This is a genomic window from Vibrio sp. Makdt, assembly GCF_027587015.1.
Classification (GTDB): Bacteria; Pseudomonadota; Gammaproteobacteria; order Enterobacterales; family Vibrionaceae; genus Vibrio; species Vibrio chagasii_B.
In genome coordinates, this window is sequence record NZ_JAPPTH010000047.1 from 1 (window position 1) to 16,527 (window position 16,527).

The 16,527-nt window shown below is 41.4% G+C and carries 10 protein-coding genes, 11 tRNA genes, 1 rRNA gene and 1 pseudogene; 9 read left to right on the top strand and 14 right to left on the bottom strand.

Annotated elements, in window-relative coordinates; all coding sequences use genetic code 11:
• Positions 1 to 31: 31 nt before the first annotated feature.
• The 4 genes from OH460_RS26835 (at position 32) to OH460_RS26850 (ending at position 2,307) form a co-directional block, all read left to right on the top strand.
• Positions 32 to 108 (top strand) — tRNA-Thr (locus tag OH460_RS26835).
• A gap of 42 nt (positions 109 to 150) precedes the next feature.
• Positions 151 to 266 (top strand): 5S ribosomal RNA (rrf, locus tag OH460_RS26840).
• 30 nt (positions 267 to 296) lie between these two features.
• Positions 297 to 373: transfer RNA gene (locus OH460_RS26845), tRNA-Asp, on the top strand.
• Between the two features lie 1,538 nt (positions 374 to 1,911).
• Positions 1,912 to 2,307, top strand: coding sequence for a DUF2391 family protein (locus tag OH460_RS26850; RefSeq protein WP_008224619.1), 396 nt, complete (start codon positions 1,912 to 1,914; stop codon positions 2,305 to 2,307).
• A gap of 322 nt (positions 2,308 to 2,629) precedes the next feature.
• Here OH460_RS26850 and OH460_RS26855 read toward each other — a convergent pair.
• From OH460_RS26855 to mutY, 13 genes and pseudogenes are all read right to left on the bottom strand, one after another.
• A tRNA-Asn gene (locus OH460_RS26855) sits at positions 2,630 to 2,705 on the bottom strand.
• A 36-nt stretch (positions 2,706 to 2,741) separates the two neighbouring features.
• Positions 2,742 to 2,817 (bottom strand) — tRNA-Thr (locus OH460_RS26860).
• Positions 2,818 to 2,827: 10 nt separating this feature from the next.
• Positions 2,828 to 2,903, bottom strand: a tRNA-Asn gene (locus OH460_RS26865).
• A gap of 24 nt (positions 2,904 to 2,927) precedes the next feature.
• Positions 2,928 to 3,003: transfer RNA gene (locus tag OH460_RS26870), tRNA-Thr, on the bottom strand.
• A 56-nt stretch (positions 3,004 to 3,059) separates the two neighbouring features.
• Positions 3,060 to 3,135 (bottom strand) — tRNA-Phe (locus OH460_RS26875).
• A gap of 235 nt (positions 3,136 to 3,370) precedes the next feature.
• A complete protein-coding gene (locus OH460_RS26880) occupies positions 3,371 to 4,996 on the bottom strand; it encodes a methyl-accepting chemotaxis protein (RefSeq protein WP_270000150.1) in 1,626 nt (541 codons plus the stop codon).
• A gap of 372 nt (positions 4,997 to 5,368) precedes the next feature.
• Positions 5,369 to 5,444: transfer RNA gene (locus OH460_RS26885), tRNA-Asn, on the bottom strand.
• Positions 5,445 to 5,500: 56 nt separating this feature from the next.
• Positions 5,501 to 5,576 (bottom strand) — tRNA-Phe (locus OH460_RS26890).
• A 7-nt stretch (positions 5,577 to 5,583) separates the two neighbouring features.
• A tRNA-Thr gene (locus tag OH460_RS26895) sits at positions 5,584 to 5,659 on the bottom strand.
• 74 nt (positions 5,660 to 5,733) lie between these two features.
• Positions 5,734 to 5,809 (bottom strand) — tRNA-Phe (locus OH460_RS26900).
• 103 nt (positions 5,810 to 5,912) lie between these two features.
• Complete coding sequence (gene mltC / locus OH460_RS26905) at positions 5,913 to 7,046, bottom strand: membrane-bound lytic murein transglycosylase MltC (RefSeq protein WP_061032406.1); 1,134 nt, start codon at positions 7,044 to 7,046, stop codon at positions 5,913 to 5,915.
• A 69-nt stretch (positions 7,047 to 7,115) separates the two neighbouring features.
• Complete coding sequence (locus OH460_RS26910) at positions 7,116 to 7,388, bottom strand: oxidative damage protection protein (RefSeq protein WP_004738952.1); 273 nt, start codon at positions 7,386 to 7,388, stop codon at positions 7,116 to 7,118.
• A gap of 28 nt (positions 7,389 to 7,416) precedes the next feature.
• Positions 7,417 to 8,376 (bottom strand): annotated as a pseudogene (gene mutY, locus OH460_RS26915) (A/G-specific adenine glycosylase); the annotation flags it as partial.
• 552 nt (positions 8,377 to 8,928) lie between these two features.
• On the opposite strand from mutY, the gene OH460_RS26920 reads away from it, so the two are divergent.
• From OH460_RS26920 to OH460_RS26940, 5 genes are all read left to right on the top strand, one after another.
• The gene (locus OH460_RS26920; RefSeq protein WP_102451554.1) at positions 8,929 to 10,071 is read left to right on the top strand and encodes a tyrosine-type recombinase/integrase; all 1,143 of its coding nucleotides are present in this window, start codon (positions 8,929 to 8,931) and stop codon (positions 10,069 to 10,071) included.
• Positions 10,064 to 11,836 carry a hypothetical protein gene (locus OH460_RS26925; protein WP_102451555.1) on the top strand — a complete coding sequence of 591 codons (1,773 nt, stop codon included), beginning with the start codon at positions 10,064 to 10,066 and terminating at the stop codon, positions 11,834 to 11,836. Before OH460_RS26920 ends, OH460_RS26925 begins: the two co-directional genes overlap by 8 nt.
• On the top strand, positions 11,833 to 13,788 hold the full coding sequence (locus OH460_RS26930; protein WP_210451853.1) for a site-specific integrase: 1,956 nt from the start codon (positions 11,833 to 11,835) through the stop codon (positions 13,786 to 13,788). The genes OH460_RS26925 and OH460_RS26930 overlap by 4 nt, the downstream gene beginning before the upstream one ends.
• On the top strand, positions 13,763 to 14,464 hold the full coding sequence (locus OH460_RS26935) for a hypothetical protein (RefSeq protein ID WP_017103675.1): 702 nt from the start codon (positions 13,763 to 13,765) through the stop codon (positions 14,462 to 14,464). Before OH460_RS26930 ends, OH460_RS26935 begins: the two co-directional genes overlap by 26 nt.
• A 1,234-nt stretch (positions 14,465 to 15,698) precedes the next feature.
• On the top strand, positions 15,699 to 15,941 hold the full coding sequence (locus tag OH460_RS26940; protein ID WP_102451557.1) for a hypothetical protein: 243 nt from the start codon (positions 15,699 to 15,701) through the stop codon (positions 15,939 to 15,941).
• An 83-nt stretch (positions 15,942 to 16,024) separates the two neighbouring features.
• Here the strand turns inward: OH460_RS26940 and OH460_RS26945 are convergent, their stop codons facing one another.
• Entirely contained in the window at positions 16,025 to 16,276 is a 252-nt protein-coding gene (locus OH460_RS26945) for a hypothetical protein (RefSeq protein ID WP_102448348.1), read from the bottom strand.
• Between the last annotated feature and the right edge of the window lie 251 nt (positions 16,277 to 16,527).

A 16,527-nucleotide genomic window follows, 5' to 3' on the forward strand; every position in this document is an offset into this window, starting at 1 on the left:
TTTAGAATCGTTTTTAAACGGTTCTTAAATTGCTGATATAGCTCAGCCCGGTAGAGCGCACCCTTGGTAAGGGTGAGGTCCCCAGTTCGAGTCTGGGTATCAGCACCACGATTTAGTTGATTTGATTAATCAAGTTAACAACAGAATTTGTTTGACGACCATAGCATTGTGGACCCACCTGATTCCATGCCGAACTCAGAAGTGAAACACAATAGCGCCGATGGTAGTGTGGGGCTTCCCCATGTGAGAGTAGGACATCGTCAGGCTCAAATTGCTTTAAGCTGAATAGATACTGCGGAGTGGTAGTTCAGTTGGTTAGAATACCGGCCTGTCACGCCGGGGGTCGCGGGTTCGAGTCCCGTCCACTCCGCCACTTATACTAAGCCCAAGCATAACTGCTTGGGCTTTTTTACGTTTGAATGATTATGTTCGCCCTTCGGTCGAAGAGTCCCGCAAAAGGTTTGCCCGTTGTCCGCAACCCCGGACATTCCGCCACTTATACTAAGTCCAAGCATAACTGCTTGGGCTTTATTACGTTTGAATGATTGTGTTCCCCCTTCGGTCGAAAGAGTCCCGCAAAAGGTTTACCCGTTGTCCACAACCCAGGATACTCCAGCACTGATTAGAGAGCTGAGTCTTACGACTAGGCTTTCTCGCTTTTGGACATAGATGCTTTGGTCTTCGACTAACGAGCCCCAGTACCGGCGATCTATGTCACTTATAGAGATGCCCTACTAGTAAGAGCTAGGTTTTTTCACATTTGAATCATTGTGTTTCCCTTTTTGAGCCCGTGATCTGCGAGTTCTGGTTCGCTCGCAAGAGCGGGTGTAACTCGTGGCTTTAGATAAGTTAGTTAAAGTTACGAAGCTTGCGGCTTAACTAGGCGTATAAATAGGCTGCTAGAGGCTCTGGGTCCCTTATGAGTGGTGAGTTACGGATATCTTTGCCCTGAGCTTATTATCTTTATAGAGTATTGGGTTTGTATTGATTTCGTCACCAGTAAATGTGGTTCGCACAACCCGTTTATATACCGGCTCTTTTTTGCCTCTCATTTTGTCGGCAGGTAAATATCTTTAGATACATGATGTTTCGACGCTTAGTTAACCTAGTGGCGTTTAGCCTTTGTAATTGGCTTAATCTGCGGAAGGAGGCTTATGGCTTCACTAGAGTAATAGAGAGCTATTTCTTTGTGTCTTGGTAACTGCTCATGGGTCGATGAGTCACTAATCGGGCATATTCTATGGTTCTAGTAATTACGGCTGTTAGCTCTTTATATAGTTACTGAGGATGCTCTAGCTCTGGTAAGGTCTACTTATGAATACGTTCAACAAATCACGACTTCTTTTTTGGTGTTCTTAAGGTCTTAGGCTATCCTTCATGATTGCTCTAGCCTTTGATAAGGTTTGGGGAGCCTGAATTATTAGAGTTGTTGTAAAACCCTCCGATTAAGACTTCTGTAAATGGATCAACGTCAGTCAGTATTCTCCTTACCTTTATTTTCAATAGCCCTCTTTAATTCCTCGCGAGTGACTTCACTATATTGTTTTATTCGAAGTACAGTAGAAGACGATCTTTTTCAGTTTTGGGTTGAGTAACAATGCTAGTAATACCATTGAAACTAATGCCCTCAAGCGTCAAGTTTTGAAGCTTGCAAAAAGCTCTACAATAATGTGAAAGCGTTAAATCTATTATTTCTTTGAAATACAGCAATTTTTGATATGTTGCTTTCAAGTTCAAGTTCAAGTTCAAGTTCAAGTTCAAGTTCAAGTTCAAGTCTTAGCTCGCTGAAGGTGGTTAATATGAAGCACTAGAGTTTAATTTGAATCTAACGGTGATACTACCAACTCAATGGTTAAGAGCAATGGATGCTAGATCTGCAAGATCGTTGAGAAAGCCTCAATAGGTGATGTAATGAAACTAAGTTTTAATTTTGAAGATGCAAGCCAGATCTTTGTCGGATCTTTTGCTCTGGCGGTGCCTATCTCTTTTTCTGAAGAAGCCTGGAGGCTAGGAGAGACCTTACCTACTGAAAATTTATTGCTGCTATTTATGTTATCCGCAGTCTTTCTTGGTTTTTATACTTATGAGAGTGTCTTTCAAAAGGATGTTGTTGCTCGAGTCCCCGTATTCATTTTTAGAATCGTTATCGCTTATGTCATGACGGCCATGGTTGTGGCATTAGTATTGACTTGTTTAGATAAACTCCCTTTATTGTCTGACCCTGTTGTGTCAATCAAGAGGGTGATTGTTATTTCTATGCCAGCCTCTATGGGAGCTATTGTGGTGGATAGTTTTGATAAGGAGTAACCATGGTAGTTCAGGATCTCATGGTGCTTTACAGTCATAACTGAGAGCGTTTTGGACGATGTTTGAAGTAGGGAGCTCTAAATCACCACACTATACAGATCTTCGATTTATGGTCGTCGTTATCGCCAGAGTAATTTTTGATGAAGTGTTTTTACTAAGTGAGCTTTACCACTTGAGATGAATGGCTATGGTTTGATTACCTCTAGATAAAGAAAGGTATTTTGGATGTGATAAAAGGCAAGGATGTTTAAAGAAGGTAGGAAAGAGATGCGTGATCTTCAGGTGCAAAAAAGCCGCATCAATGATGCGGCTTCTTCTTTATTGGCTCCCCCTGCGGGACTCGAACCTGCGACATACGGATTAACAGTCCGCCGTTCTACCAACTGAACTAAGGGGGAATTATTTAAGAAGAGTAAACTTCTCAATAATATAAATGGTGCCGACTACCGGAATCGAACTGGTGACCTACTGATTACAAGTCAGTTGCTCTACCTACTGAGCTAAGTCGGCACACTAAATGTGGCTCCCCCTGCGGGACTCGAACCTGCGACATACGGATTAACAGTCCGCCGTTCTACCAACTGAACTAAGGGGGAATTATTCTTAAAGCTTTAAAGAAATGGTGCCGACTACCGGAATCGAACTGGTGACCTACTGATTACAAGTCAGTTGCTCTACCTACTGAGCTAAGTCGGCACATAATATTTCTTTGTGCTTTACTGTTGTTGTCTAAGACACCAACAAATAAATTGTGGTGCCCGGAGGCGGAATCGAACCACCGACACGAGGATTTTCAATCCTCTGCTCTACCGACTGAGCTATCCGGGCGACGAGGTGTATTAAACGTGTTTTCGCGTTCTGGGTCAACATTAAATTGCAAAAAAAGTATTGTTTGATGTTTTTCTATACTTAGTGGATTGTTTTTGTTCATTTGCGGTGAAAAACCTAGGTCTAGCATGCCCTAAAAGATCGAGAAACTACGTTTAACTAGACGGAATGAGTGCCGAAATAAAAAAAGCACGTATGAAAACGTGCTTTTATATTTAAAAATCTTCCCGAAACTTTAGTGTTTTACTTCAAACCTATTTACCCAAGCTTCTAGTTCATTAGATAGAGAGGCTAAGGTTTGGGTGCTGTTATGACTTTCGGTCACTACATTGCTTAGTTGATTACCACTTTCCTCAATCATGTTGATGCGCTTCGAGATATCATCACTCACTTGAGTTTGCTCAGCTGCTGCTGTCGCGATTTGATGGCTCATTGAAGAGATTGACTCAAGAGCAATAACAATCTGTTGTAGCGCTTCTGAGGCATTTTGAGACTCGGTTACTGTGCTCTGGCTGGTCGCTGCACACACTTCCATGGTCTGAATAGCGTTACGAGAGCCTTCTTGAAGGTTATTAATCATCAATTGGATTTCTTTGGTGCTTGATTGCGTTCGACCTGCAAGGTTACGAACTTCGTCAGCAACAACCGCAAACCCACGACCTTGTTCGCCAGCTCGAGCGGCCTCAATAGCTGCATTCAGTGCCAATAGATTAGTCTGTTCTGCAATGTCACCGATAACGTCGAGTACTTTGACAATGTTGTTTACATCGTTGTCTAGGTTAGCGACAGCTTCACTTGCAGTGCCTAGTTGGCCTGCCAAACCTTGAATGTTGTCCACTGTGTTATGAATAAGACGTTGAGTATGTTGGCTTTGTTTATCTGCTTCATCAGTATTACGCGCTGTATCGCCCGCTGAATCAGCAACATTGTTAGCAGAAGAGGCCATTTCGGTCATTGCTGTTGCGATCATCTCAGTAGATTGCTGCTGAGTTTCAGTTAGTTGAGCGATAGAACCTGCACGATCTTCCACGCGTTGTAATTCACCTCTTAGTGCCAACATAGAAGCATTTAGGTTTGAGACTAGTTCAGCTAACGACTTACTCATTTGTTGAACAGCGTGATAGATACTGCCGTTTATCGCTTGAGTTTCGAAAGACGTTTGAATACGACCTTCTGCGACAGCTTGTACCGCTTCTCTTACATCTTTAGGCTCGCCACCAAGAAGTGCTAGCATGCGTTTAATAGATACGATTAAGCTCGATAGAATAAGGCCTGCAATCACGACGCAAAGGAATAGCTGCCATTGAGCTGTAGACCAGAAACGAGCGTTAACTTCGTTGAAGCCGATACCTGTACCGACAACCCAACCCCAGTGCGGGGTTTTCTCTGCAATAGACAGTTTTTCTTCAATGGTCCCGTCTGGCAGTTTTTGCGTCCAGGTGTATTCAACGATCTGTCCAGTACGATTGCCAAGCACTCTTTGTATAAGCTGGCCAACGCTATTTCCATCACCGTCTTTAAAGTCATTAAAGCTGGTTCCATGCAGCTGTGGATCTAGCGGTGTCGCGACAAACGTCATGTTTTCATCTGCAACGTAGACGTATTCATTGTCTTTATAGATGTTGTTACGCAGTAGGCGAGTAGCAAGTTGTTTCGCTTGTTGCTCTTCTAGAGTGCCATCAATAGCCATTTTCTCGACTTCAGTAAGAATGCTGTATGCACTCTTAAATAGCTCTGTAACGCGAGCTTTGTTGTCCATGTTGCTAGCGACTCTCAAGGTCCATAAACCAGTAGCAGTCAGCGCTAGTAGGGCGACTAAAATGATGCCCGATAATAAGTAAGCTTGCGTTTTTAATTTCATATTTCCCCGCGCAGCGATTCAATAATAAGTATTAGGTATATTTCATCGAATCTTAATCTAAGTCGTATAAGGCAGATATCAGAAAGATATCAAAACATGATGAAGATTAAATTTACGAAGAAAAAAAAGTAACAGAACGAGAGCTTGTTTATTTTTTGTGTGACTATGAACGAGTTTTAAAGTGCTGGTTTAGTGAATAAATGGAGTTTGGGTAGCGAGATAGATAGCAGGAAGTTAATTAAGAGAAGATATTGTCGTGAGAGTGAAGAGGAGCTTTATAGGGATTATTAAGGTTAGATGCTGCGACCGGATAGATTTAGCTTTCGTTCAAACGAAAAAAAGCCAAGTCTTTCGACTTGGCTTTCTTGAATGTGGCTCCCCTCGCAAGACTTGAACTTGCGACATACGGATTAACAGTCCGCCGTTCTACCAACTGAACTAAAGGGGAATTACTTGTCTCAACATCAGGTCTATTAAGACCATTATTTGTTAAGTATCAAATAATGGTGCCTCGAGGCGGAATCGAACCACCGACACGCGGATTTTCAATCCGCTGCTCTACCGACTGAGCTATCGAGGCAAAAGAATGGTGCCGACTACCGGAGTCGAACTGGTGACCTACTGATTACAAGTCAGTTGCTCTACCTACTGAGCTAAGTCGGCACACTAAATTCTTTATGCTTTTGTCCGTGTTGCTACTCCCTGTTAAAGAGTGTTGACACCAACAAATCAAATTGTGGTGCCCGGAGGCGGAATCGAACCACCGACACGAGGATTTTCAATCCTCTGCTCTACCGACTGAGCTATCCGGGCAACGGAGCGCTATTAAACGGATTTTCTGCATAACCGTCAACACCTTTTTTGAAAATAATTAAAAAAAACGTTCGTTAGTTGTTTTTTTATTCAAAAGTGAGGCTTACGTTTTACCTTGGTTAAAATCTTTCTTGAACTTTGTTACTTTTTCTAGGTATCGGCGCGACTCTTTGTTCGGGTGTTTTTTAGTAAGTGCCCAGTAAGCTTGACTCGGTTGCAGTGAGTTTAAGTCACGCATTGCTCGCTTTCTGTCCTTGCTAAAGGTATTGAGTACGCCACCAGTGCCACCGTTGTACGCAGAAATCATGCTGTATTCCAATGTTGTGGGGTGTCGCACATCTTTCAAATAGCGATTTTTAAGGATGTAAAAGTACGCGGTGCCGGCATCAATGTTGTTTTCTGGGTTGAATAAGTACTCAGGAGTAGGCTCCCCAGGTTTGTTTTTTACCAATTTAAATACATCTCGACCTGCTGTTTTCGGCACAACTTGCATCAAGCCGTATGCATTCGCCCAGCTAACCGCATATGGGTTAAAGCTACTTTCTGTCTTGATGATTGCGTAGATTAAGTCTTCAGGGATGTCATAGCGCTTAGATGCGCGTCGAACGATATCGGCATATTGGTAACTACGTTGGCTTGCGTGATCGGCCACCATAGGGATTTCAACGTAATAGGCTTTTTTAAAGTCGACTTCTTTGGTTTTGAGGTTGTTGGCAATCAGGTAGTCAGCAAATTTGTTGGCGCGCCATGTCCATTGGATAGGCTTTTTCTCTTGGTCTACAACTTGGTTATAGAGAAAAGGTTTACCTTCTAATTTGATACTTTTTGAAGAGAATAGGTCGACATGTGCTGGATCATCCGGTGTCAACAGCGTTGTCATAATTGCATTTTTGAGGTGTTTTTTAGGCTCTGTTGAGGAAACTGTTTCTACCGTTATCAGGCCCTCGCTAAAGTTTACTTCTGATCGGCTCAAGTAATTATCTATGTATTTCACATAGTTACTCTTACCTGCCATCTTGATTTCGTTGCTACCCCAGCGCTTTTGGATATTGCCAGAAAAGCTATTGATCAAAGCGTCTAATGCGCCTGTATCTTTTTCAAATTGACCGGGTAACTCCGCTAAGTTATTTACGAATCGGTTGGTTGGCTCGTAATTCACATCATAAATGCTCTCAACGAACTCACGACTGCAACCAGTAAGTAGCATGGCGGTTAGGAAGTAACTGAGCTTTTTCATAGTTCCTCATACAAAAATGACATCGCAGCGCTAACCATGATGTCATTAAAATTTGCTTAAATAAATGTCTTATTCGCTTGGTGGAGTGTAGCCATCAATTACGACATCTTTACCTTCGAAAAGGAAGTTAACCATCTCAGTTTCAAGAAGTTTACGATGTTCAGGATCCATCATATTTAGCTTCTTTTCATTGATAAGCATGGTTTGTTTGCTTTGCCATTGTCCCCAAGCTTCTTTAGAGATGTTGTCAAAGATACGCTTACCTAAGTCACCTGGGTAAAGTTGAAATTCTAAGCCTTCAGCGTCTTTCTGGAGGCGAGCACAAAATACAGTGCGGCTCATAGTGGTTCCTCTTATCGCGTTCGTTGATTCAAACGTCGTCATTCAGTTCAAAGGGTAGGCTTTCAATAAGCTGCTTTACAGGAGCGGCTAGGCCAATTTCTTCTGGTTTTGATAAGTTATACCAGAGACCTTTAGTCCCTTCCATTATCAAATCTGGTTGTTTATCTAATTTTACTAATACTGGTGTGATATCTAAGTGGTAGTGGCTGAAAGTGTGCCTAAACGCAATCATGGTCTTGATTGAATCTGTGTTTTTGATTGAACGAAGATCCAATTGGTGTTCGATTTCTGCATTTTCATTTTGAGGGAAACAGAATAAGCCTCCCCAGATACCTGATTGAGGGCGCTGCTCAAGCCACACTTGATTATCGTGATACAGGATTACAAACCAGGTCTCTTTTACCGGTTTTTCTTTCTTTGGCTTTTTGCCTGGGAAGTCGAGCTGTCTATCGAGCTTTTTAGCTTCACACATGCTTTCTATCGGACATAAAGAGCATTTAGGCTTGCTACGAGTACAAACCATTGCTCCCATATCCATCATAGCTTGATTGTACTTATCGACATCTTGCTTTGGTGTATGTGCTTCTGCGTGTTCCCAGAGTTGGTTTTCAACCTTCTTTTGACCAGGCCAGCCCTCGACAGCAAAGCTTCTTGCAAGCGTTCGCTTCACGTTACCATCAAGGATCGCATGAGGGAGCTTGTAAACAGAGGACAGAACGGCTGCAGCTGTTGAACGACCAATGCCTGGAAGTGCATTCATTTCTTCGAGGGAAAGTGGAAACTCCCCACCATACTGCTCTGCGACGATCTTGGCAGCTTTGTGTAGGTTACGAGCTCGTGCGTAGTAACCAAGCCCTGTCCATAGATGGAGCACTTCATCTTGCTCGGCGTTTGCTAGATCGATAACTGTCGGAAAACGTTCCAGGAAGCGTTGGTAGTATGGAATCACCGTGGTGACCTGAGTCTGCTGAAGCATGATTTCAGTAATCACGAAATAAGTGGAACTTTAATATTAGTCATTATAAATCAGTAATTAACGAGATTTTTAAATCTAAGTGGGTCATTAATTATCGGATTATAAAAAGTAATGTCAATTCCGGGTTAGGTAGTCATATCTATTTAGATAGATAGATAGATAGATAGATAGATAGATAGATAGATAGATAGATACATCAGCGCACAGTTATCAGGTCAATCGCTACTTTCTATCTAATTTTCAATTATGTGAACTCGGATGTTTTTTCTCAATGCGGATTAACGCTTCGTTTTGATTAATTAAAGTTTATTAAACCACATACCGTTGAGCCCGCAAGCCTCACAAGTTGTCTGCCTAGAGGTTTTTGATGTTTCTATAGATTTATTTCATTTAATCAAAATGGGTAGATTTTGAAGATTTAAACTACCTGAAGCTACTGCCAATTTATCCCCCATCTAACACTCTTTTTTAAATGCGCAAGCCCCAATTATCCTTTGTTTTAGTGGGTTGCGCGTTTTGAGTTTCATGTTTTCATCAAACTTACTTATTGATAAGGAGATGAAAATGAAAGTGATTTATCAAGCGCAGAGCTTAAGAGATGCAGATGGTAAAACGTTAGATTTACCAGTGTTTTTAGATAGCACTAGAAGGATTATGCAAGCGCCAACACAATATATGCTTGATCGAATCGAGTCCGGTTTTTGGAACTCGAAGCACACCATACGCTCGAATAAACAGGCTCTTGAACACTTTTTTGCTTATATTCAATCCAAAGGAATCAATCTCTTAGATATTCAACTAAAGCATGTCGTTGCATGGCGTCGAGAGCTGCAGTTAAAGAAGAATTTAAATACGGTATCAAACCAGACAATTAATATTCGATTGAGAGCTGTGATCAGCTTCATTGAATGGGCATTTGAGAATGGTTATGTGCATGCGAATTTTGAAGGTGTAAAAGTAGAAACCTCATCTGCAAGCGGAGGTGTGAATTTTAATCAAAAGCAGAGTGTTAGGAAAGCGAGGCGAAACCGCTTATTGCTTACTGAAGCATTTACCCGGGCTCCTCTACCCACAATGAATGAAATTAATCGATTCGTTACTTATGTCTCTAAACCGTTTGTTCCCATGGTAGGGTTAATGCTAGGAACGGGAATGAGAATTAGCGAAATCGTTTCTTTGCCGCTATCAGCGTTGCCTTCTTACGCCACTGTTGCACAAAGTCCAAATACTTTACATCATATCCAGTTGTCACCAAACTCGATGACTATTAAGAATAACAAGGCTCGAACGGTATTTATTCCGGGTCTTCTATATTTGAAAATATATGATCAAGTGATGAATGGAACGAATCATTCAAACCCGCGTTTGTTCTTTGCAAGCTCTAGCAAGTCTGCATGGCATCCTTCTACGATTCAGAAAAACTTTCTACACGCATCTTTAAAGGCGCAATTACGTCATACGATTACTCCGCATATTCTTCGGCATGAGTTTGCGACAAGAACTTTAGAGAGCTGGAAAGATGCAGGATTTCCTTCCGAAATGGCCTGTTTGATTTGGCTACAAAAACAACTGGGGCATGCACATGTAAGCACAACGGCCAATATTTATATCAATATGACGAGTGAATTACATGCGAATGACCGTCAGGTACTTCATCAATATGAAAAAGATATTTCTCAAATGATGGAGGAAGAGCGAAATGCTTAACTCGAATGATGTAATCGACTCTTCAAAAAGTACTACCAATGTAGTGGCTATCAAAGCACCGATGAAGTGGGTAGTTTCTGATCTTGTTCATGGGAACACGCACTTTGATGTTCAATCTCGTATCGTGAAGTACCCACAGTTAAAACAAGTTATCTTACAACTTAACACTGGGGTGTATTCTCTTTATATGAAGGAATACTCACTTAAATCCTTGGCTCAGTATCGCCGAGGAATTGATGTTTTTCTTCTATATCTTGATGAACATCAGCAGATTACGGATGTTAGCGTATGTGGATACGCTTTCTTATATAGCTACCTGAAATGGTTTCAATCTCGTCCTATTCAGGAGGGTGAACGCCGAGGAAGGTTTCGTAAGTCATTAATGATTGCTCGGTTGATCCCTAAACTCTTGTTGAGCTTAGCTGAAATCTATCCAGAGCAAGTTCATCCCGATGTTCTTACTGGGCATATGCCGTGTGTCCGAGGTATCCCTTCCTCTCCAAGAGAGCCCTATTCAAAAAGAGAATTCCGCAGCATTTTAAAGGCCTGCAAACAAATTATTGAACAAGATAAAAATGGAAAGTGGAGTGGTGCAGATTCAGTTGTATTGGCGGCAGCGGCAGTGCTGATGTCAATTTATACTCTCGCCAATAAAACGGATATCTTACGGCTGACTGTCGATTCGATGTATCCACATCCTCATGACCCTGAACGTCGAGTTTGTTTTGCGTTTTACAAGCCACGTGCTCAGCATCGTACTATTGTTAAGGATTTTGATGTTGGTGATGAAACTACACGTGAAATGATCGCGGAATCTCGTCTGTTTCATACTAGTGCGAAAAGTTTGTTTATGTATCTTAAAGAGCGTTCAGACCAATATCGGAGCGCTGAAGGTCTCGAAAATGGTCAGTCCATTTGGTTGTATAGAATCAATGTTTTTTCGCAGACCAGTGAAAAGGTCACAACATTAAAAGCTGGTTATTTAGATAGCAGTCGTAATACCAATCAAAATAGCGCGGCACCACTTGATGTTATTACGAATATGTTTGAGCTCATGGATGATGAAGATAAGCCTTTGCGGATTCGGTTATCACGTTTACGACCGACGTGTGTCCAAGTTTTGCGCCGTTATGGTTCGATAGCAAGTGTTTCTCGAATTCTTGGTCATAAGCTTCGCTTTGGTCAAGGGAGTTCGTTAACGACGCATCGACATTATCTAAATACATCGCCTGAACAAAAGGCGAGATTAAGCCTGTTGCTGGAGCGGTTACATGATTATTCGGTCACAGGGAAAGCAAGCTCTTGGATTCAATATGAAAAAGATTACGAGCTAACTCTTGAGCAACAAAATGAGTTGCAATTAATTCAATCTGACAGTCGTTTTAAAACTCATGTTGGGAGCTGCAAGAACCCCAAAAATCATGAACAAATGAGCTCACAAGGCCCAAGTTGTTTGGATTTCATGCAATGCTTGTTGTGCCCTCACATGGTTATCTTAGAAACAGACCTTTGGCGATTATTTTCTTTTCAAAAAGCATTAAGACATGATTTCGAATCCGGAAGAATTCCATCCCATGTTTGGGTAAAACGTTATGGCGTTTATTTGCAAATTTTGGAGAAAGATCTGCCAGATGCATTCAAGCACCGTCCCTTAGTCGTATCTAAAGCGCGAAAACGCGCTGAAGATTCGCCATATCCATTATGGGATCTACATGAAGGCTCTTATCTAACAAACATGCTGAAGAGCATGGAGGCTGCATCGTGAGAATTCTAAAATTACAACAATCAAATGGACTTTCGGGCCAAAATGCATTGACGGTCGAGCAACTTAAAAGATTGACTTATCAAGAGAAGATCCGGTTATCTATTGGGGAGTTTGAAGGGCAATCTTTAGGTGATTATGGTGATGAAGAGTGGCTGTTTTATCTATTGAATGGTGCTGCAAATAAACATCGTTCAGACAAAACCTTAAATTTTAAAGATCAACTTGTAGAGCTAGATCTTACGTTGAACAAGAGTGAGGCGGTCGGATGTTACACCATCTTCGAAGCTGCTCGTGATTGTTTGTGGTTACGTTATCAGGATGGCATATCAGTTGGGACACTTAAAAGTGAATTGAGAGCTTGGAAGGTATTCTTCCTATGGTGGAAGGAGTTTTTTGATGGAATGGATTTTGAGCAGTGGTTATCTGAACCTTTAAGGTTAAACGAGTACTTGGAGTGGATTAAGCGTGACTTTCGAAAGAATAATAGCCAAAGCATGATCTCTAGCATTCAGCAACAATATCGACTTCAACCTTTATTTCAGCTTTATAAATATCGAAGTTTATTAAAGTGCGGCTTAGCTTACCCGCCGTTTGGCAGGCGCGCAGCGTCTACGGTATTGGGATTTAAAAGGAAATATAAGCAAACTCAGGTTATTGAGGAGTCTTCATGGGTTCTGATTATTCAAGCTGCGTGGAAGATAGTGAGTTGCTCGGATGGTGCCATTGCGCTCTATAACAACTATTGGGAAAGTGAACGATTAAAACTAAAGAATAATCCCACTCGTGACGGAAACGTTCCGAGTCAAAGTACTTTATTTAATCGACTCCAAAAGTACCTAGTGCAGCATGGATATGATTCATATTCAACGCTGGAACGGGAAATTATTCTTTTTGAAGCTGCGGCTGCTGTTTTAATTCTCGGGCTTACAGGTATGCGCCAGAGTGAATTATCAAGTTTATCAAAAGAGTGTTATCAGGAGAAAAATTCCGACTTTTCTGCCATTCAGTTTAAATCAAGTTATTTACAAGGAGTGACCTTCAAGTATGCACACTTGCCCGAAGGGGAATCACATCAATGGCTTGTGCCATCAAAATTGAAATTAGTGATCGAGAAATTAAATCGACTAAATCAATGTCGGCGTATGCGAACTTTTGAAATGTTAAAAAAACATAGGTTTAATGGAGAATACGAACGGTTGTGGGGAGATGCCGTTCGAGCAAATCAAAGCCTTTTTGTGTCGTGTGGTTTGAATGTAAACCACAAGCTTTCTATGAGGTGGGGAATGTTGACGATTAAACGGCGAGTCGATACCTTCATGGAATATCTGTCAAATGAACAAGGGTTATCCGTCCCGATGCGTGTTACTCCGCATATGTTTCGGCGTACTTTTGCACGATTCATTGCGCTTTCACCACTTGGTAGTGTTGAAGCTTTGCGAGATCAGTTTGCTCACCGTGCTGGTGATGTTACCGAATATTATACTCAAGGTGGTGACGGCGAGATTTTGAACTGGATTTTAGAGGATCAGAGTTCTTTTCAACAAGCCGTGATTGAAACACAGCTTAATCATAATGATGGCTTGCATGGAGGGCTGGGTGACGCAGTCTCCTCGGAAGAGTTTGCAAGCAGAGACTTTCACACGTCTAAAAATTTAAAAACTTTACGAAAAAAGATTGGGGGTGGCATGGAAGTTCAACTCAATGCTCACTCAGTTTCTGTTCGGCCGGTTGATAAAGGGGCGTGCGCTAATAATTGCCGTCTGAATCGAGTGCAATGTATCTCCTGTGAGAACTGTGTAATTACGCCAGCTCAGTTACCTTTTTGGGAAGATCAACTGACTATTATGGAAGCGTGTGCAAAAGAGGGCATTGTGCAGGGGATTGATAAAGTTCGTGAACTTGTCAGCCAGCTTAGGGAGGATATTCGTGAATCAGCAGCAACAGCCGAGTGAGGGGCTTAATGAACGATTTCAGGAAGCATTAGAAGCACTGAAACTGTTGACTCCAGAGGATGTGTTAAGAGGGCGTCGTCAATGTATGTCCTTACGTTTATTTTCCGATACATTTGATATTACTCGCACCACTATTAAAAAATATCCTCAATTCTACGAACAAGTACTGCTTGCTATCACGGGATGGAACCATTCTTTTGATCTTTGTTCTGAATCCCCAAAAGATACAATCAAGCCGAATAGAGCCGATGAATTGGAAAGTAAAATTTTAAACTTGGAAGAAGAGTTATCTTTGGCACAAGGGGCACAGTTTGAGGCTTGGCAAGAGCGGATGAGGTCGGAAGAGGAACTGAAGAAAGTCGTCGCCGAACTGAATCAATTGAAACAAGTAGGGCGATTTCCACCGGTCGTAGAGGGTTTCTCCTCCCGCTATGCTAAACGAGTGCCATTATGGTTTCAGTTTGAAGTCTTGAGGTTATACCCATCGGAGCATGAATCGATCATGGTGAAAGTTGAGCAATATAAAAAACGATATGCATCCGCTTTACCGGGCGGGACTGATGGTTTTTATGCGTTATTTGTTCGCCCGGATGCTGCGTTTGTTGGTTCCTCTTTGCTTGAAAGTATGGGGCAACAAGAAGAGGTTGAAGCCTTATTAAAGTCGAGGTGTTTGTAATCTATGGTTTATAGGGGGCTTTTTGAGCCCCCAGTATGTTATTTCTCGATTGTAATTTCTCCTTGCTCTATCAAGAGAAGGAAACGCTCATAATCGTGCTGATAGGCATAAATAGGATATGGTGCACATGAGCCTGCTAAGAACTGCTCGAAAGCCACTCTATAGATGTTAGGTAGCTCATTTGGATCAATGACTTTGAAGGGAACATCGGTCAAATTAAAAGCAGTGAGTATAGGGTGTGATATTGAATTGTTTGTGGTCTATTATCTTTCATAATATGAATCAAAGTCATACATCAACATTGAGGCAACTATTTTGCTGCTCTGATGACCTACTGAAATCGTGACAGTTTTCGGTTTAAGACGTACCTTCGAAAGTTAGTAAGCTGTCAGTCAATCATGGTTTACCTTTGTTCGTTACCTAATGGTAGGCAAATTGGGGCTTGAGGCATTTTTTGTTAAGCCCGATGGACTATGGTAGCTAAATTCGCAGTGCTCGCGGTTTTAGATCATTTCGAAACGGGGCGTTTGGTGCCATTAACCGACTGTGAAAGCTGTGGACAACCCAAAAACGCCTATTAAACTACGGGAACTGTGGAAACCAACAATGCTTAGAAACCTATAGCAGTATTGCCTCTGGGTTATGTACTTCCAGGTCAGAGATAAAATGCTCTATGTGTATGTTTTTAAAGAGATGTGATAGTTCTAAGTTCAATCGAAATCGTGACAACTTGAAGGTTAATAGCCTTCATATTGGCACTGGTTGAAGGTTAGTTGCCAGACGGGAATCAATCATCAATACCTTTGTCCTTTGCCTTATGGTAGGGAAAATGCGGGATTGAGGTGTTTTTTGGTTGGTTCTATGGACTATGGTAGCTAAATTCGATCTTCACGCGGTTTTTAAGTCAATTCATCACGATTTGGTAGGGAAAATCCGATTGGTGGCGGTTTTAGGTCCGGTGTAAATACATTTAACCAAGGTAAAAGCTCAACACTTGAAGTGTGTAGGGTTCTATTAAACAGCGTAATAGACGCCAGTATTAAGTTTGAAACTAACTTAAAACCAAGAAATACCTATCAAAAATGCTGGTTATGCTTATGATGGTACATGTATATAACTGGTTTTACTTGATGAAATCAACTCGCTCGTCTGATACGTAATCGAGATAAATGGAATCAAAGAGTACTTTGATAATTTTTGGTGATTATATTTTTAAGGGTAGCTGAGGCGATAGATGATTACACTAAATGTTTATTTTGGCTCTGTTAACGCACCGTACATATTAACATCCGAGCTTTTGAGCAGCATTCAAGAGAGTTACCCTGCACTCTATCCCGACTTTTTAAAAGATGAAGGGGCGCTAGAAGTAACAACAGTCAGGATTATCGATAAAGAATATGCTTTTTACCCATCAGATGTAGAAAAAATCGCACTCCGGTTTGGTATTGATATTGAATTTAAGAAAGTAATCCTTTGACTTATAAAAAGGGATTGGCTGAAGTCATGTGTATGGTCAGAGAGAGTCTAGGTTGTAAATACTACAAGAATAATGAAATCTGACTATTCGTAACCTCCCTCAAGCTTCATATCAATGTACTGCAGTAATGCAGAAGCACCATATTTGTTGATAATGTCTTGAGGTGTTATATGTCCGTAGCTGGCCACCAAGTAGGAGGTATACCAACTTACATAATCTTCACCTAGATGACACAGCCTATCCATAATTAACTCAGTATCCACGCTAGAAACAACCTCTCTAATGTTTTCCAATGGGCTTCCAATGTTCTGCCCTTTAGATTCATTGCATCTCATAGTAAAAGACCTTCTTCAGTGATTTGGGGGGAGTGAACCCTAATTCATCTATACTCAACTTCGAGTTTGTGTAGTAATACTATGAAAAGTCAAACCTAAAAATGTCCAACTTTCCCATTTAATTCAATATCTCTGATTTTTGACCATTTCGGAGTGACTGCTTCGTGATATCAGACACTCTCGTTAGCAACTTTTGTCATCCTTTTAATAATTCATGCTTCGCTAAATTAGCGATCATTCTAAAACGGAAT